Below are 22363 nucleotides of genomic sequence, written 5' to 3'. Positions count from 1 at the left end.
TACTGAGATTATCTATGTATAATAAGCTGCAATGAGAGTAAAATCAATTACAATACCACCACTCTCTATAGCTAACTCAAGAAAGGTTTCCCTACGTCATACCGCCGCGGTATCTCAGCCGCTAACGAGTAGCGGAATGACGAATTTGTTATTTTTCAAATTGTAGGTAAACCTAAGCCACTTTAGCTATAGATCTCAGAACTTCTAGTGACATGCACCTTGTGGTAAGAAAAAATCAATATATTCACGATAAATTTACCTCATATCTGTGTTTTATATGTGGAAATTGGAATGGAAATTTATGTAGGCAAAGAAAAAAGAATAGCAAATGTGGTAACTGAGCACTGGAGTGACATAAAAGGACCAGACAGAGATTGGCCAGAAAGGCACGAAATAGACACTGCAGAAATAATGGAGTCATGGCAACATTGTTTTATCATTGAAGTCAAGGATCAAGGTTATATTTGTGAAAATGCAGGAGAAAAGGCTGTTGAATTCTATGGTTTTGAGAAAAAGATGCGCATTGATAATAAGTATGCAATTGATGCACCATTTTTGCGACTATATAAAATAGATGCAGTCATTGATAAACTTGATACTGTAATAGAGAGTAAATGCCCAATCAATGAAGAGGAAGAAAGTGAAAGTGTTAAAATGAGGCAAGTATTGTTGCCACTTGGGAATAAAGAAGGTATAACACACATATTGGGCGTAATTACTTTTAAACTCCTTTAATATACAATTTTAATTTGATTCTTTAATAAAATTATTTATACTAATGCTTAATTACTATTAAAGAACTCAATAGTAGTGTTTGTAAATTTATTTGGAATATGAAGAGAATAAAATTAAAAACCAAATCTTCTGTTAAAAAGCGCTTTCACCTTACAGCTAAGGGTAAAGTCATTTCTACTCAGTCGGGCAAAAGGCATGGCATGGTAAAGAGAAGTAAATCTAATATTCGTAATCAGCGCGGTACAACGATTCTTGGTAAATCTGACTCGCGTATAGTTAAGCTTTATATGCCTTATGGTATTTAACAAAATGGAGGTAAAATAAAATGGCTCGGGTAAAACGTGGAGTTACTACTCATGCTCGTCATAAAAAAATATTGAAACTGGCAAAGGGTTATAGAGGACGTGCAAAAAGCTGTTATAGAATTGCATTACAAAGAGTTGAAAAAGCACTGCAATATGCTTACAGAGACAGAAGAACCCGTAAACGTGATTTCCGTAGCTTATGGATAATACGTATTAATGCAGCAGCAAGAGAGCATGGGCTTACTTATGGTAGGTTTATGCATGGTCTTACACTTGCCGGCATTGATTTAAATAGAAAAATTCTTGCTGAGATGGCCGTTAATTATAAGGATGATTTTGCCAAATTAGTAGAAGCTGTAAGTGGTAAACTAGCGGAGAATTCTTAAAGCAAAAACACCATGAGAATTATTTTCATGGGATCACCAGGATTTGCTGTTAATTCTCTGAGCTTGTTACTGAAATCAAAGAGCGAAGTGGTAGCAGTATACACTAAGGCTCCAAAACCTTCAGGACGTGGACAGAAGCCAACGAAATCTCCAATACATGTTATCGCTGAAGAAAGTAACATAGAGGTATGTACTCCTATTTCTCTAAAGTTTTCGGCAGAGCAAGAAAAATTTAGAAATTTCAAACCAGACGTTGCAGTTGTTGCTGCGTATGGATTGATACTTCCAAGAGAAATTTTGAATATTCCTAAATATGGTTGTATTAATATTCACCCTTCATTACTACCAAGGTGGCGTGGTGCAGCTCCGATACAGCACACAATTTTAGCAGGAGATCAAGAAACCGGGGTTAGCATTATGCAATTGGATGAAGGATTAGATTCCGGCCCTGTTTTAAAACAGGAAAAATTTCTTATCGAAAAGAACGATAACTACAAGACATTGCATGATAAATTGTCTGAATTAGGCAGTGATTTACTGCTGAAAGTGCTAAACGAAATTGAAAAACAGGTTCCCTTAAAACAGAACGATAATGATGCATGTTACGCTGACAAAGTGGAAGATTATAAAATTTATGCAAGTGATGCTTGTGAGGTTGCTTATAGAAAGGTTAAAGCGTTTTACCCAAAAGCGTTCATCAAGATAGAGAATAAACGTATCAGGATACTTGATGCTGACTTTGAAGCTCTCGCTTCAGAACAAGGTAAGATCATTAATGATAACATGCACATGAGTTTAAAAGGTGGCATTTTAATTCCTAAAGTTGTACAAATGGAAGGGAGAAATCCTTGCAGTATTGAAGATTTTATTCGTGGCTTAAAATCAAGCATGGTAAAAAAATTTATAGAATAGACTGCTTTAAATTAGTGTAGAAATGTAATAGCTAAATTTCCTTTTCTTAGATACAATCTTAAAAAACTTTCTGTACAAAAATGAAAATCAAAAGAGCTTTAATATCAGTATACGATAAAACGAATATAATTGATCTTGCATCGTTTTTAACGCAGCAACAAATAGAGATTCTTTCAACGGGAAATACTTATAAAGCACTATCTGATGCCGGAATAAAAACACAAGAGGTCTCAGATTACACACAATTTCCAGAGATACTGGGTGGTAGAGTAAAAACTTTACACCCTAAAATTCATGGAGGAATACTTTGCAATAGAGAAAAGCACAAAACGGAAATACAAAATCTAGGTATTGAGCCAATAGACCTGCTTATAACTAACCTATACCCATTTTGGGAGACAGTAAGTAGCGGCTCAAATGAAGATCAAATTATAGAACAAATTGATATCGGCGGAGTGGCATTAATTAGAGCTGCAGCAAAAAACTTTCGTTTTACTTCAGTTATTTCTAGCATTCAAGACTACGAAGCACTAAAAGCTGAGATGATAAAAAATAACAATGAAACAACATTGGAATATAGAAAACATTTAGCAACCAAAGCATTTGCTCTCACTGCACACTATGATTCTAATATTCACAGTTGGTTTTTATCCCAGAGTAAAAATAATGAGTTGCCAGAGTTTTTTGCACTATATGGACATAAAGTACAAGAACTCAGGTATGGTGAAAATCCCCATCAAAAAGCTGCATTTTATAGTAATCAATTTACCAAATATCCGCTAGAAAAAATACATGGGAAAGAGTTGAGTTATAATAATATAGTAGATATAGAGTCCGCACTTAACATAATTTCTGAGTTTAAAGAGCCTGCAGCAGTGATAATAAAGCACAATAACCCATGTGGCACTGCTGTTGGTGATAATGCTTTGGAGGCATATGAAAAGGCCCTATCGTGTGATGAAGTAAGCAGTTTTGGTGGTATAGTAGCTTTAAATCGGGAGATAGATTTAAAGCTAGCAGAAAAATTAAATGAGATATTTTTGGAAGTAGTGATAGCACCTTCAGTCAGCAATGAAGCACTAAAAATTTTGCAAAGAAAGAAAAATTTAAGAGTGATTATTCATAAATCTTTCCAACAAAATGTGAAATACCAAACTAAAAATGTTGTTGGTGGGTTTTTGGTACAAGAAAATAATGACCACACAATAAAAGCAGAACAAGTAACAGAATACACTACAACAGAAAAAGAAAAGGAAGATCTTATTTTTGCCTGGAAAATATGTAAACATGTGAAATCCAACGCAATAGTTATAGCAAAAGATGGTTGTGCTATTGGCATCGGTGCAGGACAAACAAGCAGAATAGATAGTGTGAACATTGCAGTAAAAAAAGCAGGTGAAAAATGTAAAGGTGCAGTGCTTGCTTCAGATGCATTTTTTCCATTCCCAGATAGCATAGTAGAAAGTGCAAAACATGGAATTACAGCTATAATTCATCCTGGTGGCTCGCTGAAAGATCAAGATGTGATAAAAGCTGCAAATGAAAATAAAATTGCTATGTTTTTCACTGGCGTTCGCAGTTTTTTCCATTAGGCTTTGTGTCTTATCGTCATACCTCCGCGGTATCTCTAGATCCCGCTAGCGGGATGACAAATATACCGCCGCGGCGCTAACAAGAGATCCCGCTGCGGGATGACGGTTGTCAGCCAAGTAGCCCCCTATGATGTCATCCCAGTGCTTGACACTGGGATCCAGGTTGCTCACAAGCAAACTAGCATAGAAAGTGGTTACAACGTTTCCGATGAGATTGCAGAAAGGCTGGATCCCAGTGTCAAGCACTGGGATGACACCCTCCTAGTAGAAACGCTTTTGTAATTGCAATATTCGTGCAATCTTCAGCTATAAACATTAAGAAATTTACCAAACGAAAAAAAAGGCAAAAGAAGCCCCGTGGTGCGAGTTTTGACTCTATATTACTGTAAGTGGCGCTGTAATAATGTGCTGACGCTTAGTTTAAGCGCGATTTGGCTGAATGTAGAAAAAATAAAAAAGACATGCAGCCGCTATAATTTTATGTAATCCGCCAATAAATACTCTGAGTTTTTTACTGAATTTTGTCATTGAGCCTGCGCAGATCAAAAACAAGTTTTGAGTCATAAATACCCTTAATACTATAATAAGGGGGTTGGTAGAGTTTGTCAAGCAAGTTTTTCGTTTAATCCGTTCCCATGAACTACCTGAAACCACAATATTCGCACAGTTGGAAAATGGTTGCGGGAGTAGGATTTGAACCTACGACCTTCAGGTTATGAGCCTGACGAGCTACCGAGCTGCTCCATCCCGCGTCGTTGTTTATTTAGTTATTATATATACAATAATAGAAAATAAAAGAATAAAATTGCGTCACAGTCACATGTCGGTATGTTTGCTAACTTTCTTTGACATAATAGTTAGTTATATACGTCATAACCTACGTAATGAAAAATATAACTTGATACTATGGTTTCCTGTATGTCAGTGTGTAGGGATTTTAACCTATTTTTCCCTAAGTTTTGAACCAAGCTGCATTTTCACTATATCTATTTTTCTTTTGCTTTCACCCATACTAATTCTGATTGCAATATTATACAGAAAGTACGCAATATTATGCATTGCTTTAATTGCAGTGCTCATAGGGTTTACAGCCAGTAAATTAAGAACAGCTTTAGTAGACACTTAAATTCTTGATAAAGAGAGATATGTAAAAAATATCGTTGCCATAGTGAAGGACATTAATGACAGGGGCTCATACAAACAATTTCTGCTTTCTGTCTCTACTATCTCAAAATCCTCTCCTGTCATCCCAGCACCCCCTTTTGTCATCCCAGCTGGGATCCAGAAAAAAAAGATATTGATTCCAGCGTTGCGCGCTGGAATGACACCGTATAGAGTTCTAGATAACATCAGAATATCAGTTAGAACCAAAGTGGAAAAAGGCATTAAAATAGGCGATCAAGTAAAATTATCAGCAAAACTCTTCCCTCTAAAGATTGCGCCCTCGGAGCATGCATATGATTTTGCAAGAATAGCATATTATCAGAAAATAAGTGCAACAGGTTTTGCAACAAGCAAAATAGCTTTGCACAAAAAGGCTGAAGCAAGGAAATTTCAAGAATATATAGAATCTTTCCGTCAATACATTTATGAAAACCTGCAGCAAAATATTAAAAAACCACATGCAGACATAATTTCTGCATTACTAATCGGCAAAAAGGACGGAATAGACCAAAAAACTATGGATGCGATAAGAGATTCAGGTATAGCACATTTGTTTGCCATATCTGGTTTGCATTTATCATTCGTTGCTGGTCTGTTTTTTATAGTGTTTCGTAATTTATTCGCAATATCTGAAACTTTGACTCTTAAGTATAATACCAAGAAAATATCTGCATTCCTTACTATCTTGCCAACCACGTTTTATTTGTTGATTACCGGTATGCAAATTTCTGCTCAGCGTGCCTACATCATGGTGATTTTAGTACTCGTTGCAATAATGATAGAGAGAAAATATCGAGGGTTAATAGCAATTGCGTTTGCTGCTGCAGTGATACTCTCAGTAGAACCAGAAGCAATTTTAAAGCCAGGCTTTCAGATGTCATTTTCTGCGGTTTTGGCACTGGTTGCCAGTTATCAAATTAATGCTAATAAATTGTTCAAAATAAAAATAATGAAATATTTTGTGTCGATAATGATCAGCTCAGTAATAGCAAGTTTAGCAACTGTTCCGTACACGATATACAATTTTAATTATTTTTCAATTAGTGGCATTATCACAAATTTAGTTGCTATACCAATAGTTACATTAATTATTATTCCACTTGGAATAATTTATGTCTTATTGATTCCTTTAGGTATTGAATGGATTATAGCACCATTTATAGAGCGCCCAATTGACAGTATTTTGTATATAACAAATGCAATCGCTAGTCTTCAGTATTTGGTTATTCCCATTCGTACTTTTCCTACCTCATCAATTATTATCATAACACTTGGTTTATTGTGGCTGTGCTTGTGGGAAAGAAATTGGCGTTTCTTCGGAATTTTCTTTATTGTACTAGGTATTTGCTTTAGCACCGCATATAAAACCCCCGACATCCTAATAAATGCTGATAATGTTGCTGCAAAGGAGAGTAATAACTTACTATATTCTCTCACCAGAAAAAATAGGAACTTTGTTGTCAAAACATGGGCGAAACAAAATGGGCAGAACCAAATTTTGAATCATACAAAATATAGCAATTCAGATAAAAGACTAAAGTATGGCTGTATATATAATAAAGGAAATAATAAATCAGTACTGCTTGCTTATAAAAAAGAAGATATTTCAGAAAATTGTGATAAAGTTGATTTAATAATTCAATTAAGTGAATTCAACTATTCAGTTTGTAATACTAAAACTATCAAATATGCCGATTTAGAAACGTATGGCACACATTCTATTTGGTTAACAAATCATGAAATAAAGATTAATAAAGTGCGCTCTAATAGGCCTTGGCACATGTTGAAAAATTAAGAAACTTGATTGTAAGGTTTGGTTAATGTATACCTAAATAAATTAAAACTAGAAAAATGTTATGGTTACAGACACTAAAGATCCTTTCAAAGACTATTTTGATTTTTTAGGATTTAGAAAACTTTCTGACCAGCCCAGTAGAATTTTGAGCTCTATAAGAAAGTATTATGGTACTATATCGATAGCAAGTACCATTGCTGCTCCTATAGCATTTACTACCTTTTCTATTCAGCCTGTTATAGTAAGTATTGCTGGATTTGCGTTCACGCCAGCACCTCTTGCCTTTATTCCTCTTGCAACTCTCTTATTTACTGCTGTTATAAACTTTATAAATACACAAAAAATAAAAGAGAATGAGATAGACAAAAAAGTAGGAAACTATCAAGTTGATGAACAGTACAGCCAGATTGTTCAAGAAGCCGAAAAAATTGAAATTGTAACAAATTTAGATCGTAAGAGGAAAAAGCTTTCAATAGTTTTACCAATTTCTAAGACGCAGAGAGAAATACTAGAAGATATAAAAGCAGAAAATAGAAATAGGATTTTCTTGTTTACTGGATCATATGTATTTGGTGCTATTATAGTAATTTCAGCAATATCACAATCCATTAATGCTCCAATAACATTAATATCTTTATTAGTCGTTGTTCTTGTATGCATCATATCAACACTTAGCAATCTAATAAGTAACAGCGTAGATCATGAAAATCATACTATTAGAAACCACAGTACTTTAGGTCTTCTACTTCCATACTGGTCTGGAAAGGGCATGGTTGTATTAGTAATAGAAAATAAGCTTGGTAAAAAGGAAAATGAACTAATATCTCTAATGAAAGAACTGCTTAGTCCATTTTGCGACTTATTTGGCAGTAACCTTAAAAAAGCTTGCGATTTACTTGATAATAGTCTTTTAAAGCCTGCAAATATTGACATTAAAGAAACGCTTGGCAGTATAGGGAAGAATCTCAAAGCTTTACTTGATAAATTAGAAAAAGATATAAAGAAAAATGTGGATGAGGTGAAAACAACTGCTAGTAAAGAAATAACTGACTGCCTGAAAGATATTAGTAAAAGTGTGGATGTTCTGTGTAAAGAAGTTAGCGGAGACGTAAAAGGTAAACTGAGTGAAGTGGATGTAAAGAAGGTAATGGACACAATAAATGCTATTAAGAATGCAGTAGAGACTATTGATGATAGAGTAGCTAGGTTAAAGCTAGGACAATATACGGGACTAGCGGGAGCTACTTTCCACAATGAAAGACTGCCTAATGCACATAATAACCCAGACCCTCAACAAAATGGGCAAGGGAGCAGTAGTCAATCTAATATTGATCGATCTGCAAATAAAGATATGCAAACTAGTACTAATGAATCTGCAGATAAAGAGATACAAGCACAGTTATTAGAAGAACACAACCAACCAAATGAGCCTGATAATGAAGATAATACTGGTCAATTAGTAGATGAAGAGAAGGAGCTACAAGAACTGGCAGTCTTAGAAAAACAAGACAGAATAAGGCAGCAGAAAAAAGATTTATTTGAACGAAAAAGAACAGATGAATGGAAAGAAAAAATCAACGGCAAAGCAAGTGACTTTCTATATTATTTATTAGAATCTATTAAGCTAGAAGAAAAAGGTGATAAAGGAGAAAAGATTGGTGAAGCAACATTACGTAATTTTGATAACAAGATAATAATTCACTGGAAAGATGGCTCTCAAACAACTTGCCATATTAAAAAACAAGGTGATCTTCCTAGTACAAAAGTTGATTTCGTAAATCAAAATATTCAAGCAGCATTTAAAGTAGCTTGCGCATGGTAGTTGTTATAGATATAACCTTAAATATCAATAGTGATGAGAAAAAATTAAGGTTAGACACCTATATAGCTGAAAAATGCAACATATCACGCAGCAAAGCGCAAAGATTGATACAAAATGAGCAGGTAACACTGCTTGGCATTCCTATAACCGACAACAATCACATAGTAAAAGCAGGCAAGAAGTATATGGTACATCTTACTTGTGAAAATGAATCCACATCAATTGAACCTAATCACGATATAAAACTTGATATCATATACGAAGATGAGGCCATTATAGTTCTGAGTAAACAGAGTGGATTAACAGTGCACCCTGGTGCTGGGACAAACAATGATACGCTCTTGAACGCAGTTATCGCTCACCTTGATGTAAGACCAGGAATTGTTCATAGACTCGATAAAGATACTAGTGGGCTGATGGTAATTGCAAAAAATGAGGAAGCCCATAGTTTTTTGTCTGAATTGTTATCAAATCGTAAAGTAAAGCGGGAATACTTAGCAGTAGTTTGGGGAACATTATCTTCCCAGCAGGGAACTATAGAAACTAACATTGCTCCAAAGCGTGGTAATAAAGAAATGATGTGTGTTACAAAAACAACCGGAAAATTAGCAATCACTCATTACTCAGTAGAGAAAGTTATAGGACAAGCAAGCTTGGTTAAATGCACTTTAGAAACAGGTAGAACGCACCAAATTCGAGTCCACATGAGCCACATAGGACATTCTATAGTTGGTGATCAAGTTTACGGAAAAAATAGTAGTAAAAGCACAAAATATGCTAAAAACTCTAGTTTTATTCGTAATTTCAATAGGCAAGCACTGCATGCTTATACACTTGGCTTATACCACCCAAAAAGTAATAAATACATGGAATTTGTCTCTGATTTACCGCAAGATATAAAAACTTTAATTGGTGAGTTTGAAAATATACCTAAGAAAGGTTTACCTGATTTTTGAAGTATAAAATCAATGGCATCATTGCTGGTATATATCTTTGGCTGAAATAAATTAAGATTTACTGCAGCTACAATAAGTACTCTTATTATCGCATTTTGGTGTTAAGTCAGGATAGAACGTAAGTATAGCATCATTCTTTCTTACAAACACTGATTGATAATTGTCATCTTCCATTTTATATAGGCACATTCCATCTTTTCCTAATTCCTTGAACGCCTTAGTTGCAGAAATTAAAATATCATCGGCATGAAGGTTATATGCGTATCCATTTGGGCATTTAACTTTCACTTCCCCATCCTTACCCAAATATTTCATTCCAAATGTATAAACTGGTGGCTTAATATCTGATTTATTGCATAGGGACTTGTCATTCCAAATTGCACCTGCCCATTTATCTTCTTGAGCTTCAACGTATCTACCTACAAAATGCATACCACCTAATTTATTGTTTGGCTCACCACAAAAAATATGTCCAAACCCTATAGTTTCTTTTTCACTTCCACTATTTGTAAACCAAATGTTAGTCAGTTCATCTTTAAATAACTCCAAATCCGCATCTGGTGTGACAATTTGACGATCAAGCTTATCATATATTCCTTTCACTACTTCTTGATGCTGCGGACAATCAAGTAAAATTTTGAAATCTTCTTTATCTGGATGTGCTCCCCAATCTCCACAAACTTTCAACACTCCTCTATCGAAGTCAGTTAATTCTGGAAACGGTGGTATATAACCTGGTTGTGAACTGAAAAATGGTTCAAAATTGACTTTAACATTTTCTTCCACATAGCCGATGTGAAAATAATGATCCTTAATATAAAAAACAAATCCTATTATTGGTATTATTAAACACAAAATTAGTTTAACTGTCTTCGACATAATCATGTTCACAAAAAAGCTATCTTATAAGAAACAATTTAAAAAAGTTTTAATTGTTGGGTGCATTTTGTAGAGCAGCAACTCCCGGCATTTCATCGCCGCTTAACCAATCTAAAAATGCCCCTCCACCAGTGGAAACATATGTAAAATCCTTATCGGTAAGGCCTGCAGCACTTATTGCAGATAGAATATCGCCTCCCCCTACTACACTAGTTAATTTTCCTTTGTGCGTTAAGTCACTTACGACTTTCATTACCCCTATTGTACCACTTGCAAAAGCTGAATGTTCAAAAACACCAATAGGTCCATTCCACAGCAGAGTCTTACTGCTTGCTATTATACTGCTTATTGTACTCAAAGTTTGTGGTCCGATATCCGAAATTATATCACCGTCCAAAATGGACTCAGTTCTTCTTGAAATACTAGTGCTGTAATCAGAGTTTACTGCAACCAGAACGTCTTCTGGCACAACTATTTTGCAATTGTTTTTATTTGCTGTTTCAATAATATTATGTAGAAGGTCGTCAACACCATTTTGAAAGAAAGATTTCCCTATATTTACTTTGCTAAATGACAAAAAATTATTAGCAATTGCACCTCCGAGAACTAGGTAATCAACCTTTTCTGTTAGCTTTATAAGCATTTTTATCTTAGTTGACATTTTGGCTCCCCCAACTATCGCAGTAATAGGTTTAGCTTTAAACGATATAGCTTTTTCAAGATACTTTAGCTCATCTTGCAAGCAAAATCCTGCATAGGAAGGTAAAAATTCTGTAATGCGCGAAATAGAAGCGTGAGCTCTGTGAGAGCAAGAAAATGCATCATTTACATATATATCCGCTAGAGATGCTAGTTGTTTGGCAAAATTTGAGTTACTTTGCTCTTCCTCTTTATAAAATCTTAGATTCTCTAGTAATATTATATCTCTTGCATCCATAGCACTCACTGCTTTTTGCACTTTTTCACCAACGCAATCATCAATGAATTTCACTTTTTTATTTAGTAACTGCGATAAAGTGTCAATTACATTTTTTAGCGACAGATTATTGTCTCTGGCCTTTGGACGTCCGAAATGCGATATAATAATAATCTTTGCACTTGCATCCACTAAATACTCAATAGTAGGCAATGCTCTCAAAATACGAGTGACGTCACGAATTTCTCCATCTTTTATAGGAACATTGAAGTCAACTCTGAGTAAGACGGTTTTATTGTGAAGATCACAATTTTCTATACTAGGTATATTCATTGTAAAACTAAAGCTATAAAGCCACTATACAGCAGTTTGACCTAAAGTAAAGTTTTAAGTTTACGAACGTTTAAGGAAATTTGCATCCAGGTGGTGTCAGCTACTTTCATCTGCCACCTGCAAATTGCAATGTTCGTACAGTTATGTGTCACGCTACTTGGATGACACCGTTGAAAGAAATGAACCGCCTTTTCAAAATTGTTTTGAATAGAGGAATAACATTCACAAGTAAAATTTCATATTACTATTTTTTAATTTATGTATTATAATAAGCTTAATCTATAAGAAAAACAAAGTTGGAAAAGTTGGAAGAACTAAGCAAAAACTGGGTGATAAGAACGGGAAGATTTTTATCTTCATTGTTTTTTTTACTGTTGATTGCGCTATCAATACGTAGTTTTTTATTCGAGCCATTTCATATACCTTCTGGTTCAATGAAAAGCACCCTACTTGAAGGGGACTACATTTTTGCTAGTAAATATTCATACGGTTACAGTAAACACTCATTTCCATTTTCTCCAAACGTTTTTAGCGGCAGGATTTTTTATACCTCTCCAAAGCGTGGCGACATAATAGTTTTCAAACCCACGAGAAATGACAGCATCAGGTTTGTTAAGCGAGTAATAGGAACACCAGGCGACAAAGTGCAAATGATAGAGGGAGAATTATACCTAAATGATCAGAAAGTAGAACGAAGGCAAATTGAAAGTTTTGTTGATTATGAGTCAAATCGTAACATACCAAGATATATAGAAACGCTTTTAAGTGGCAAGGAACATGAGATTTTGATAGATAACGTCTCCAATAAGCTATCATATAATACTCCAGTTTATTATGTGCCTAACGATCAATTTTTTGTTATGGGAGACAATAGAAATAATTCTTTGGATAGCAGGTTTCCTGAAGTTGGTTTTGTACCAATGGAAAATATCATTGGGCGTGTAAGCATAGTTGGTTTATCATTTAAATTAGGAAAGGTCGATTGGTTACCATTTAATTTCAGACTACCTATTGCTCTGAGATTAAATAGAGTATTGCACAAGGTTGTGTAAGCTTTTTCTACCTATTTGTTAATTCACACAACTCTAAAGAAGAACTTTCTAACTCAGCGATAGCATTATTAATGTTGTCTAAGTCATTGCCTTGTAAAGCGTTTTTTGCGTTTTGTAATAGGTTTTTCAACTTTTGATCAGTGGAAACATTTTCAACTAGATGTATGAGCTTGTTACCGTTAATTTTAGCCTCTGCAAGGGAACGAGCCTTCATATCTTCATCAAAGCTGTTTATTGACTGGTTAACCATATTTTGAACATCAGCTTCACTCAAGCCAAAATTTGAATTTACTTCAACTGTCTGCTCAATTCCAGTAGCTTTTTCTCTTGCAGTAACAGTCAAGATTCCGTCAACATTAACTGTAAATTCTATTTCAATTCTTGCAGAACCTGCAGGCAGTGGCGGTATACCTTTTAGTTCAAACTGCGCTAGAGATTTGTTATCCTCTATCATTTCACGTTCTCCCTGACAAACGTGAATTTTCATTGCTGGTTGCCCATCAACATAAGTTGTAAACTCTTTTATCTCTGAAACTGGTAGTGGCGCATTTCTTGGTATGATTTTTTCAACTATGCCTCCCATAGTTTCTATACCAAGTGATAAGGGTAGAACATCAAGAAGAACAGAATGAGCCTGCAAAGCTGCTCCAATGACCACTGCTTTATCTGGATCTGCATCACTTAGTACTTTATTTCCAAAGAGCTTGACTAGTGAATTTTGAACCAATGGTGTTCTAGTTGCACCACCAACTAAAATTACTCCTTTTATATCATCAATTTTAAGATCTATATCGTTTACAGTACGAGTGACTATATTGATAGTCCTGTTAACTAAAGGACTTATTGCCTGTTCAAATTCTTCTCTGGTGATTTCACATTCAAACGGCTTGCCGTTAATGTTAAAGCCAAAAGTGCCTGATGCATTTTCACTTAAGTATTCTTTCGCGGTACGGATATTGCAGGTTCCAGCGTTATGTATTGGAATGACATTAAGGTGTGTTGTCGACTCCTTGTTTAAACCCACTTTTTCTCTGTACTTATCAAGTACAATCGAACTTAGTAGGTGATCAAAATCATCACCGCCGAGTTTGGTATCACCACCAACCGCAAGGACTTGAAACACTCCTTGATGTAATTTCAATATTGAAATATCAAATGTTCCTCCACCAAGGTCATAAACTGCATATATTCCACTGTTATTGTTCTTTTCAATGGAATAAGAAAGCGCTGCAGCGGTTGGCTCGTTAACGAGGCGAAGAACTTCTATGCCAGCTAATTTTGCTGCATATTTAGTTGCGTTACGTGCTGAATCGTCAAAGTAAGCTGGCACAGTAATTACTGCTTTTTTCACTTTTATCCCTGTGGATTTTTTTACCCTCTTGCATAAAGCTTTTAATATCTCAGCAGAAATCTCAACAGGAGTAAGATACTTCTCCTCTGAGCATTTTACTCTAATAACTTTTTCACTTTCGTTATCTATTTCAAAATTAACGCCTTCTTTATGCAAGTCTTTAACACTTTTGCCCATTAAACGCTTTATTGAGTAGATTGCATTTTGACCGACGTCACAGCCAGTTTTCAACGTGTTATTCTCATATGAAATAGCAGAAGGCAGTAGCTCTCTTCCCTGCTCATCTTTAAATATCTCCACGTTGCCAGCTTTATTTACCATGGCAATTAAAGAATTGGTGGTACCAAGATCTATACCAAAAACTACTTCACTTGAATTTGGTTCAGAAATTTGAATTGGTTGCATTTTTCTTCACCTCCTCAAATGACTTATATAAATATTTCAATCTTAAGACTTGTGTAGCAGCTCCATCAAAATTCTTTACAGCAAAAGTGTTAACTAGGTTTTTAACGCAATCTTTTATTTTTTCATCAACCATCCTACTTGCAAATTGTAGATCATCGCAGTCCAGCAAATATTCTCTTATTTCCATTGATTCATTTAATATTTCAGAATTTGGATGATCCTTTGGGCTTTCCACACCAAAAAGATTCAACAAATGCTTGGCACGTTCTAGTGGTGACTTTAGCACTTGATAAGCTTTGTTAATATTAATTATATTTTTAGATTGTCCTTCGTTTATATCAGTCCTGCTTAGCTCAATATATTTTTTCTCTAACTCATCAAAGCTGATATTGAAAGTTGGTTCAATTTCAAACAATGTAAAATAGCTGCTAGACATGAAAACTCTCTCCACAACCACACTTTCCTTTTTCATTGGGATTTTTGAAAACAAAACCCGATGAAAATTTTTCTTCTACATAATCCATTTCAGAGCCAAGAATAAACATGACGGATTTCGGATCGATCAACACTTTAACTTTTTGGTCATCACTGCAGTTTTCCTCAATTATCGACTCTAAAGGACGAGTATCATACGCATATTCAATATCATATTTTAAACCAGAACATCCTTTTTGTTTAATTAGCACTCTTATTCCTATCGCTTCTTCCGGTTTCTCAAGGTTAGTATGCTTCTTTTGGTCCAATAAATACCTTATCCTCTCCACTGCATTTGCAGTTATAGTGATAAGTTTTTTATTCTTTTTTACAGTTTCACCTCCGCCTACTTCTTGATATTCACTCATGCCTTAGTTCTCAATGTCCACCTTTACTTTGTTTGCTTTGATAATCATGAATAGCAGCCTTTATAGCATCTTCAGCAAGCACCGAGCAGTGTATCTTCACTGGAGGTAAAGACAACTCTTCCACTATTTGAGTATTCTTTATCTGTGTTACATCTTCAATAGCTTTTCCTTTAATCATCTCTGTTAACAAAGAACTTGAAGCAATGGCAGAACCGCAACCAAAAGTTTTAAATTTTGCATCTTCAATAACACCTTTGTCATTGACCTTTATCTGCAATTTCATTACATCACCGCACGATGGTGCACCAACTAAACCAGTACCAACATTTGGATCATTTTTATCCAGAGAGCCAACATTCCTTGGATTTTCGTAATGATCTAAAATTTTCTCATTATAACTCATAAAATTACCTATAAACCACTGCCTTATATTATAACATATTTAGGTTAAAAACTAAAGTAAAATATACTAGCAAACGGTATATTTTACTCACAAAATACCCGCAAAGTGAGTGCATTTTACTTTACAAATACATATAGTGCGTGTCATTCTCTATATTGTAATTAAGTTTATGATCTAAAAAGGAGTATTCCCTTGAGTTTATTTGGTAATCTTTATAAAGGCTTGTTGAAAACTTCTTCGCGCTTTAGCGATGGAGTAAAGAGTATTTTTTCTGGCAAAAAAAAATTAGATCAGTCGCTTTTAGATGAGCTAGAAGAATTGCTAATTAGCATGGATATTGGTCATAAAACTTCCAAGTTGATTATTGACAGGCTCACAAGCATCAAGTTTGACAAGGAAGTTGAACATAACATTATCACACAGCAGTTAATGAACGAAATAGAAGCTATATTAAACCCTGTTGTGCAACCGTTAATTTTAAATAAAAAACCACATATAATAATGGTATGTGGAGTAAACGGTAACGGTAAAACCACAACTATAGGTAAGCTCGCATATAAATATAAGGAGATGGGAAAATCCGTTATGCTTGTTGCGTGCGACACATTTAGAGCTGCTGCTAGTGAGCAGTTAAATATTTGGGCAGAACGCTCTGGTTGTTCTATCGTTACTGGAGAGTATGGTAGCGACTCTGCAAGTGTGGCATATAGAGCTGTAAATCAAGCTATAAAAGATAACGTTGATGTTGTTCTAATTGACACAGCAGGAAGGCTGCAAAATAATGTGAACCTTATGGAGGAATTATCAAAAATATATAGAACGATAAAGAAATTGGATGACACTGCCCCTCATGATGTTATTTTAGTTCTTGACGCAACTACCGGCCAAAATGCTTATAGCCAATTAGAGGCATTTAGTAAGATGGTTAGTGTTACAGGGTTAATCATAACAAAGTTAGATGGCACTGCTAAGGGCGGAGTGGTAATTGGCCTTGCAGAAGCTTATAAGGTAAAGTTACATGCTATAGGAATTGGCGAAAGTATAGAGGACTTAAAGGAGTTTACTAGTAAAGAGTTTGCTGAAGCGCTGTTTAAATGTGATTGAAGATCTCTTTTAACTTTTTCATATGACCAAGCTTAATTATCATGAGAAGCCTTTTTTAGATGGTGTCATTTCAGCGTATGACGCTGAAATCCAGATTGCAAGTGATTAATTGGGTTAGGTGAGTATGGGTTTTCCGTTATAGATAGCTAACGTATAAAAATTACTTCCGCATATTTTCAATCTAATTATAATTACAATTATAGATATTTTAAGAGCTCAAAATCTATCTTTAGTCTGCAGACTTTTTAGTTAATTTTTCAATAAAAAATGTAGCGTATCTTCTTCAGCGTATACTTAATCTCTGTCGTATGTACACTGCATTCTTTCTAATTTTTTTTATACAGGAGGATCTTATGTTCAGAATTCCAGATACTTGACCTTTACTTTAGCTAATAAAAACCAACTGGTACCTACGGTTTTTATAAAAAGAGTACGGAAAATAGAAACGTTTCTGTTTTTTGAGTAATTAAAAACCACTTCAGCTTGCCACTCATACCTAAAAAGTAATTATATTAATATAATATTCATATTTGTACGCTAATATAAGTATATTTGAATTAAGAAGTATATTATGTTTGGAAGTCTTTTAAGTATGAAAAAAGGAGTAGATTCACAACAAAAGTCGGATGATCTTTCAAATTACACTACAATGGGAGGAATTCTTCGTATACGCTCCAGCAAATGTGAAAATACTTCATCACTGCGAGAATGCCTAGAACAATGTTTTAAAGAATCACAATTTTATAATCTTGAACTTTCCAAACCTCATTCACAAATTAGTGAGAGATTAGCAGATAGTGCAAAAAGTCTCTTTGATGAGAGTGAAAAATTATTGCTTATAGCAGAGGAAATGCACAATCAAGATCCAATGAATTTTTAATTACAGTAAAAAAAGAAGATATTGAATATCTTTTTTTATGCGATAATTAGCTACTTGTTTTCGTATTCGTTCAATCAAGGAAAATAGCAGATAGTCTCATTCCAGTCACAGCTGTACGAACATTGTCTGTTGGAAGATGTCATGCCAGTACCCAGACACTGGCATCCCGTTTTTAAAAATATAGAACAGCTATAAAACTCCTGGATCCCAGTGTCAGCTACTTGGATGACAAGAAAGAGGCTACTTGAATGACACCAAAGAGGCTACTCACATTTTGTGCATTACGCACTGGTTTCCATCTAAAACGGTGTCATTCCAGTGCTTGACACTGGAATACAGAAATTTGATTGTCGTAAGCAAACTGATTTGGTGAGCATAAAAGTAGCTGTTTTATTCTAGAGCAAACTTCTTTGACGAGGTTGCGTAGAAAACTGGATTGCAGTTGAGCTTCTTGCAAGCAAAATGTTCATGCAGATAATATTTAATCGTGATTGAAGATCCCTTTTAACTCTTTTATATGACCAAGCTTAATTATTTCAATATCATGAGGAGAATAATTTCCTTTTTTAGGCATAATCGCCTTTTTAAACCCTAACTTTTGTGCTTCCCTTAGCCTGAGATCAGCATGCGAGACATTCCTAATTTCTCCTGAAAGTGCAACTTCACCGCAGATTATTGAAGAAGTTGGCAGCGGTAAATTTACTACACTTGAAATAAGGGAAGCAGCAACAGCAAGATCAGCCGATGGTTCCTGTATTTTGAGTCCCTCGGCAATGTTTAGGTATACCTCTTTATCATGCAAAAACATTTTACAACGAGCATTTAGCACCGCAATGATCATAGCTAATCGATTAATATCCCACCCAACTACTGCCCTTCTTGGGGTTGCCATATTAGTCCCTGCTATTAATGCTTGCACTTCCATTAAAATTGGTCTTGAACCTTCAATTCCTGCAAATACGGCGCTACCAACTACTTCTCTGTCATGGGCCATCAAAAACAATGATGATGGGTTATCAATAGGCACTAGTCCTGCTTCAGACATCTCAAAAACACCAATTTCATTTGCAGGGCCAAATCTATTTTTAATAGTACGCAAAATGCGATATTGATTGCTATTTTCACCTTCAAAATATAATACCGTATCCACCATATGCTCCAAAGTTTTAGGTCCAGCTATTTGTCCATCCTTAGTTATATGACCAACTATTAAAAGAGAAATACCATATTGTTTCGCAAGAATGGTTAATTCATGAGCGCAAGTACGAACCTGAGTTACAGTCCCTGGTGCTGATGTAATTCTGCTATCATACATTGTTTGTATAGAGTCAATTACTAAAAATTTAATACTTTTGTTTTCCTTTATCGTTGCTACTACATCAGTTAAAGACACTGTAGATAAGAGCTTAATTTTAGGTTCATTTATCTCAAGACGCTTTGCTCTGAGACTCACTTGCTCTAAAGATTCCTCGCCAGATACATAAAGACATTCAAAAGAGGAAAGTTGCACAACATTAGCTGCAATTCTAAGCAAAAGGGTAGACTTTCCAATACCAGGTTCGCCTCCAATTAAAATGCTAGCACCTTGAACGATACCCCCACCAAAAACTCTATCTAATTCTTCTATTCCTGTTAGAAAACGACTTGGAGTGATAATTTCGCCACCCGATAACGTCTTTATTAAAATTGGCGCAGATATGCTCTTTTTGCCCGTTTTTACTGCTATTTCTTCAACAACTGTATCCCAATTGTCACACGCAATACACTTCCCTACCCACCTACCAGTGCTATGACCACAGGATTGACATACATATACAGTTTTCATCAGAGCCAAAATTATTTTGTTATAATTGTAATAAAAATTAGCTGAATAGGCGAGGTGAATCTATAGCTAACCGAAGAAAGGTTTCCCTACGTCATACTGCGATTAATTCCACAACTGTACGAACGTTGTAGCTTGGGCCACCAGTGGGGTGTCATCCCAGCGCCTCTATGATGTCATCCCAGTGCCCAGACACTGGAATCCAGGTTTTTTAGAGCTATCATAGGATGACAGAAGCACACTTTGTCATGCCAGTGCGTGAACTTGTATCTTTATGATGTGAGGCATTAGAGCTAAAATACCTCACAGGGAGGGTGAAGCTGATGCGACACTAATGCCATTAAGCCAGATTTTGCTTCCCTCCCATAGAGTTAAAGACTGAACAGTATCTTTTGGAATTATATCCCGTATTACAAGGTTAGTCTAAACTCTCAGTTTATTTATAGTCTTGGAGGCAATTTTATGCAAGTAAATGCTATTTTGGGTGTGGATATTTCAAAAAAGAAATTTGATGTTTGTTAGTGGACAGTAAAAAACGACACAAAGTCTTTCAAAATAATCAAGATGGTTTTGCAAAACTTGTAGTTTGGTGCAATGGCCATGGAGCAAATCTTACTCATTTATGTCTTGAGTTGGTATGGAGAAGATTTGGCTACTTTTATGCACGATTTAGGACATAATGTCAGTATACTAAACCCAGAAAGCTTTTGGCAAAAGTGAGCTGCTCAGAAATAAGACAGATAAATCAGATGCAGCTATAGATTTTGTATCGCCAACAAACCTGCTCTTTGGAAGCCCATTGCACCTGAAATGAGGCATTTTAGGGAGCTTTACCGTTATCGCTAAAAGATGATAAGGTGCAACAGACAAATCGCTTGGAAAACAAAAATATGCATTCCAGTTGCAAAGAAGCTATATCTAAAGTAATTTTCGCAATAGAGGAGCAAATTATTGTTCTCGAAAAAGAAATTAATGAGCATATAAATAACTATCCACATCTAAAAAATATGGTGGAAAACCTTAAGACTATAAAAGGTATAGGATATCTTACTGCTGTTGTCGCAGAAATGCCATCAGTTGATAACTTTGACAATGCTAAACAATTTACAGCTTTTGCTGCCAGGACATTATCAATCGGGATCGTCAGAGAAGTTGCATATGCAAAATAGGATCTGAGCGTATTCGAAAAGCTCTTTATATGCCGTAGTCAAAAACCATAATAATCATTTTCAAAAGTTTTGTCAGCGTCTAGCAAGTAAAGGCAAATGTCATAGTTTTTGCGTTAATGCGAAAATTAATGCATGTCTTTTTTGGTATTCTTAAAAATAATCAACCATTTAATTGTAATTTTGTTGGATAATTTGTTTGACAGCAGAGACAGTATCTGGGATCTCATTTCGTAACTTCATAGTATAAATTATTTCAAATTGTATCTATTTGCAAATATAGTAATTTTGCATAAAAAATTAGATCCCTGTGTCACGCGCTGGGATGACAAAGTGTGCTTCTGTCATCCTATGATAGCTCTAAAAAACCTGGATCCCAGTGTCAGCTACTCGGATGACACCTTTTTTTTACTTAGTTTGGGTTATGCAAGAAGTCTATTGATTTTACTTATGAATAAATAATGGATAAGCTTTCTCTATAGGTTACACACTTAAAGCTACTGTTGAATTGAGCAACTTTTACAAGATATAGAAAATGAAAGAGGCCGGGACCGGAATTGAACCGGTATAAAAGGATTTGCAGTCCTCCGCATAAGCCATTCTGCCACCCAGCCATTTTTTATGTGTAGATATCCATTATATCTTTTAGCATAGATAAAGCTTCCTCCCTTTTGCGTTGAAAAGTGTTACGTCCAATGATTGAACCATTACCACCACCCTGCTTAATTTCTTTTGCTTCATTGCATATGTCATTCACTGATTTCGATTCGCCACCAGAAAAAACTACTATTCTTTTCCCTGCAAAACAAGATCTTTTAATATATTCAATTCTTTTAGATAATGATTCAATATTTTCTGTTTCTATTTTCTCCCTTTCCAAATATTTAGTTGGAAGTTTTACTTTGATTATATTAGCGCCAAGTAAAGCTGCTATGTGCGCAGCATAGGCAATAACATCAACTGCTGTTTCACCTTCTTTGGAAATTCCTTCACCGCGTGGATAAGACCATAGCACTACTGCAAGCCCATAAGATTTGGCTTCAGCTACGATTTCACGGGCTTCTTCCATCATATCAAAACACTTAGCAGAACCAGGATATATAGTAAATCCAACAGCCAAGCAGCCCAAACGCAGTGCATCTTTCACAGAAGAGGTTATTGCTTGATCAGAAGTCAGATTTTTTGAATGTAAGGAGTTGGAACTATTAAGTTTCAAAATAAGTGGGAGCATTCCAGCATAAGTTGAAGCACCAGCTTCAATCATACCAAGTGGAGCAGCATATGCACTTACTCCCGAATCAACTGCAAGCTGAAAATGATAATGTGGGTCATAAGCATCAGGGTTAACTTCAAAGCTTTTTATTGGCCCGTGCTCAAATCCTTGATCTACTGGCAGAATCACTAACTTGCCAGTACCGCCAAGCTTTCCATGCATGAGAATACGAGTAAGATTTGCTTTTACCCCGGGGTTTTCACTTTCGCAGTAGCTTAGGACTTGTTTTACTTTATCACTTATCACTATAATTCAAATTAAATTTAAGTT

22 protein-coding genes, 2 tRNA genes and 1 pseudogene are annotated in these 22363 nt (G+C 35.3%); 14 read left to right on the top strand and 11 right to left on the bottom strand.

Annotation, left to right across the window (positions count from 1 at the left end; translation table 11 throughout):
• The first annotated feature begins 291 nt into the window (after positions 1-291).
• The 6 genes from NHG98_RS03760 (at position 292) to NHG98_RS03735 (ending at position 4212) form a co-directional block, all read left to right on the top strand.
• Positions 292-735 carry a PAS domain-containing protein gene (locus NHG98_RS03760; RefSeq protein ID WP_096617638.1) on the top strand — a complete coding sequence of 148 codons (444 nt, stop codon included), beginning with the start codon at positions 292-294 and terminating at the stop codon, positions 733-735.
• A 98-nt stretch (positions 736-833) separates the two neighbouring features.
• Positions 834-1040, top strand: coding sequence for a 50S ribosomal protein L35 (rpmI, locus tag NHG98_RS03755; protein ID WP_064125368.1), 207 nt, complete (start codon positions 834-836; stop codon positions 1038-1040).
• 20 nt (positions 1041-1060) lie between these two features.
• Positions 1061-1426: a 50S ribosomal protein L20 gene (gene rplT, locus NHG98_RS03750; RefSeq protein WP_064125369.1), complete on the top strand. Its 366-nt coding sequence runs from the start codon at positions 1061-1063 to the stop codon at positions 1424-1426.
• A gap of 12 nt (positions 1427-1438) precedes the next feature.
• Positions 1439-2338, top strand: a complete 900-nt coding sequence (gene fmt / locus NHG98_RS03745; protein WP_096617636.1) for a methionyl-tRNA formyltransferase — start codon at positions 1439-1441, stop codon at positions 2336-2338.
• Positions 2339-2418: 80 nt separating this feature from the next.
• Positions 2419-3930, top strand: coding sequence for a bifunctional phosphoribosylaminoimidazolecarboxamide formyltransferase/IMP cyclohydrolase (gene purH, locus NHG98_RS03740; RefSeq protein ID WP_096676666.1), 1512 nt, complete (start codon positions 2419-2421; stop codon positions 3928-3930).
• Positions 3931-4029: 99 nt separating this feature from the next.
• On the top strand, positions 4030-4212 hold the full coding sequence (locus NHG98_RS03735; RefSeq protein WP_259245291.1) for a hypothetical protein: 183 nt from the start codon (positions 4030-4032) through the stop codon (positions 4210-4212).
• Between the two features lie 393 nt (positions 4213-4605).
• Here NHG98_RS03735 and NHG98_RS03730 read toward each other — a convergent pair.
• Both NHG98_RS03730 and NHG98_RS06470 read right to left on the bottom strand, forming a co-directional pair.
• A tRNA-Met gene (locus NHG98_RS03730) sits at positions 4606-4682 on the bottom strand.
• Between the two features lie 190 nt (positions 4683-4872).
• Positions 4873-5052, bottom strand: coding sequence for a hypothetical protein (locus NHG98_RS06470; RefSeq protein WP_259245290.1), 180 nt, complete (start codon positions 5050-5052; stop codon positions 4873-4875).
• A 4-nt stretch (positions 5053-5056) separates the two neighbouring features.
• On the opposite strand from NHG98_RS06470, the gene NHG98_RS03720 reads away from it, so the two are divergent.
• The 3 genes from NHG98_RS03720 to NHG98_RS03710 all read left to right on the top strand — a co-directional run bounded on the left by NHG98_RS03720 (position 5057) and on the right by NHG98_RS03710 (position 9667).
• A complete protein-coding gene (locus tag NHG98_RS03720) occupies positions 5057-6889 on the top strand; it encodes a ComEC/Rec2 family competence protein (RefSeq protein ID WP_410543658.1) in 1833 nt (610 codons plus the stop codon).
• A gap of 61 nt (positions 6890-6950) precedes the next feature.
• On the top strand, positions 6951-8711 hold the full coding sequence (locus tag NHG98_RS03715; protein WP_259245288.1) for a hypothetical protein: 1761 nt from the start codon (positions 6951-6953) through the stop codon (positions 8709-8711).
• On the top strand, positions 8705-9667 hold the full coding sequence (locus tag NHG98_RS03710; RefSeq protein WP_096617545.1) for an RluA family pseudouridine synthase: 963 nt from the start codon (positions 8705-8707) through the stop codon (positions 9665-9667). Before NHG98_RS03715 ends, NHG98_RS03710 begins: the two co-directional genes overlap by 7 nt.
• Positions 9668-9718: 51 nt before the next feature.
• Here NHG98_RS03710 and NHG98_RS03705 read toward each other — a convergent pair whose 3' ends face one another.
• Together NHG98_RS03705 and NHG98_RS03700 are read right to left on the bottom strand one after the other, a co-directional pair.
• Positions 9719-10546, bottom strand: coding sequence for an EndoU domain-containing protein (locus NHG98_RS03705; RefSeq protein ID WP_096617543.1), 828 nt, complete (start codon positions 10544-10546; stop codon positions 9719-9721).
• Between the two features lie 49 nt (positions 10547-10595).
• Complete coding sequence (locus NHG98_RS03700; protein ID WP_096617541.1) at positions 10596-11795, bottom strand: phosphoglycerate kinase; 1200 nt, start codon at positions 11793-11795, stop codon at positions 10596-10598.
• Positions 11796-12100: 305 nt separating this feature from the next.
• Here NHG98_RS03700 and lepB point away from each other — a divergent pair, with 305 nt between their 5' ends.
• Positions 12101-12847, top strand: a complete 747-nt coding sequence (gene lepB / locus NHG98_RS03695; protein ID WP_096617549.1) for a signal peptidase I — start codon at positions 12101-12103, stop codon at positions 12845-12847.
• A gap of 7 nt (positions 12848-12854) precedes the next feature.
• Here the strand turns inward: lepB and hscA are convergent, their stop codons facing one another.
• Genes hscA through iscU form a run of 4 tightly spaced genes read right to left on the bottom strand, consistent with a single transcriptional unit; the run spans position 12855 to position 15848 of the window.
• Positions 12855-14603 (bottom strand): Fe-S protein assembly chaperone HscA, encoded by a 1749-nt coding sequence (gene hscA, locus NHG98_RS03690; RefSeq protein ID WP_096617539.1) that lies wholly within the window; start codon positions 14601-14603, stop codon positions 12855-12857.
• On the bottom strand, positions 14581-15039 hold the full coding sequence (locus tag NHG98_RS03685; protein ID WP_096617537.1) for an iron-sulfur cluster co-chaperone HscB C-terminal domain-containing protein: 459 nt from the start codon (positions 15037-15039) through the stop codon (positions 14581-14583). Before NHG98_RS03685 ends, hscA begins: the two co-directional genes overlap by 23 nt.
• Positions 15032-15445 (bottom strand): HesB/IscA family protein, encoded by a 414-nt coding sequence (locus tag NHG98_RS03680; RefSeq protein WP_096617535.1) that lies wholly within the window; start codon positions 15443-15445, stop codon positions 15032-15034. Before NHG98_RS03680 ends, NHG98_RS03685 begins: the two co-directional genes overlap by 8 nt.
• A gap of 10 nt (positions 15446-15455) precedes the next feature.
• The gene (gene iscU, locus NHG98_RS03675; protein WP_096617533.1) at positions 15456-15848 is read right to left on the bottom strand and encodes a Fe-S cluster assembly scaffold IscU; all 393 of its coding nucleotides are present in this window, start codon (positions 15846-15848) and stop codon (positions 15456-15458) included.
• A 192-nt stretch (positions 15849-16040) separates the two neighbouring features.
• On the opposite strand from iscU, the gene ftsY reads away from it, so the two are divergent.
• The 3 genes from ftsY to NHG98_RS03660 all read left to right on the top strand — a co-directional run bounded on the left by ftsY (position 16041) and on the right by NHG98_RS03660 (position 18205).
• On the top strand, positions 16041-16952 hold the full coding sequence (gene ftsY, locus NHG98_RS03670; protein ID WP_096617531.1) for a signal recognition particle-docking protein FtsY: 912 nt from the start codon (positions 16041-16043) through the stop codon (positions 16950-16952).
• Between the two features lie 571 nt (positions 16953-17523).
• Positions 17524-17832 (top strand): hypothetical protein, encoded by a 309-nt coding sequence (locus NHG98_RS03665; protein ID WP_096617529.1) that lies wholly within the window; start codon positions 17524-17526, stop codon positions 17830-17832.
• Positions 17833-18076: 244 nt separating this feature from the next.
• Positions 18077-18205, top strand: coding sequence for a hypothetical protein (locus NHG98_RS03660; protein ID WP_259245287.1), 129 nt, complete (start codon positions 18077-18079; stop codon positions 18203-18205).
• 108 nt (positions 18206-18313) lie between these two features.
• On the opposite strand, the gene radA is transcribed toward NHG98_RS03660, so the two are convergent.
• On the bottom strand, positions 18314-19657 hold the full coding sequence (gene radA / locus NHG98_RS03655) for a DNA repair protein RadA (protein WP_096617527.1): 1344 nt from the start codon (positions 19655-19657) through the stop codon (positions 18314-18316).
• Between the two features lie 459 nt (positions 19658-20116).
• On the opposite strand from radA, the pseudogene NHG98_RS06540 reads away from it, so the two are divergent.
• Positions 20117-21014 (top strand): annotated as a pseudogene (locus tag NHG98_RS06540) (IS110 family transposase).
• 348 nt (positions 21015-21362) lie between these two features.
• Here the strand turns inward: NHG98_RS06540 and NHG98_RS03645 are convergent.
• Positions 21363-21434, bottom strand: a tRNA-Cys gene (locus NHG98_RS03645).
• Between the two features lie 5 nt (positions 21435-21439).
• Positions 21440-22336: a class I fructose-bisphosphate aldolase gene (locus tag NHG98_RS03640; protein ID WP_096617153.1), complete on the bottom strand. Its 897-nt coding sequence runs from the start codon at positions 22334-22336 to the stop codon at positions 21440-21442.
• Positions 22337-22363 lie beyond the last annotated feature (27 nt).

Origin of the sequence: Wolbachia endosymbiont of Aedes albopictus, assembly GCF_024804185.1 — a bacterium.
In the GTDB taxonomy this organism is placed as follows: domain Bacteria; phylum Pseudomonadota; class Alphaproteobacteria; order Rickettsiales; family Anaplasmataceae; genus Wolbachia; species Wolbachia pipientis_B.
This window is presented reverse-complemented; position numbering and strand designations above follow the sequence as displayed.

Bases quoted from the DNA above. Each gene is read 5' to 3' on its own strand.
- fmt (WP_096617636.1), top strand. From the start codon at position 1,439: ATGAGAATTATTTTCATGGGATCACCAGGATTTGCTGTTAATTCTCTG.
- rplT (WP_064125369.1), top strand. From the start codon at position 1,061: ATGGCTCGGGTAAAACGTGGAGTTACTACTCATGCTCGTCATAAAAAA.
- NHG98_RS03710 (WP_096617545.1), top strand. From the start codon at position 8,705: ATGGTAGTTGTTATAGATATAACCTTAAATATCAATAGTGATGAGAAA.
- NHG98_RS03760 (WP_096617638.1), top strand. From the start codon at position 292: ATGGAAATTTATGTAGGCAAAGAAAAAAGAATAGCAAATGTGGTAACT.
- NHG98_RS03735 (WP_259245291.1), top strand. From the start codon at position 4,030: ATGACGGTTGTCAGCCAAGTAGCCCCCTATGATGTCATCCCAGTGCTT.
- iscU (WP_096617533.1), bottom strand. From the start codon at position 15,848: ATGAGTTATAATGAGAAAATTTTAGATCATTACGAAAATCCAAGGAAT.
- hscA (WP_096617539.1), bottom strand. From the start codon at position 14,603: ATGCAACCAATTCAAATTTCTGAACCAAATTCAAGTGAAGTAGTTTTT.
- NHG98_RS03700 (WP_096617541.1), bottom strand. From the start codon at position 11,795: ATGAATATACCTAGTATAGAAAATTGTGATCTTCACAATAAAACCGTC.
- rpmI (WP_064125368.1), top strand. From the start codon at position 834: ATGAAGAGAATAAAATTAAAAACCAAATCTTCTGTTAAAAAGCGCTTT.
- radA (WP_096617527.1), bottom strand. From the start codon at position 19,657: ATGAAAACTGTATATGTATGTCAATCCTGTGGTCATAGCACTGGTAGG.
- NHG98_RS03715 (WP_259245288.1), top strand. From the start codon at position 6,951: ATGGTTACAGACACTAAAGATCCTTTCAAAGACTATTTTGATTTTTTA.
- purH (WP_096676666.1), top strand. From the start codon at position 2,419: ATGAAAATCAAAAGAGCTTTAATATCAGTATACGATAAAACGAATATA.
- NHG98_RS03685 (WP_096617537.1), bottom strand. From the start codon at position 15,039: ATGTCTAGCAGCTATTTTACATTGTTTGAAATTGAACCAACTTTCAAT.
- NHG98_RS03705 (WP_096617543.1), bottom strand. From the start codon at position 10,546: ATGTCGAAGACAGTTAAACTAATTTTGTGTTTAATAATACCAATAATA.
- NHG98_RS03680 (WP_096617535.1), bottom strand. From the start codon at position 15,445: ATGAGTGAATATCAAGAAGTAGGCGGAGGTGAAACTGTAAAAAAGAAT.
- NHG98_RS03665 (WP_096617529.1), top strand. From the start codon at position 17,524: ATGTTTGGAAGTCTTTTAAGTATGAAAAAAGGAGTAGATTCACAACAA.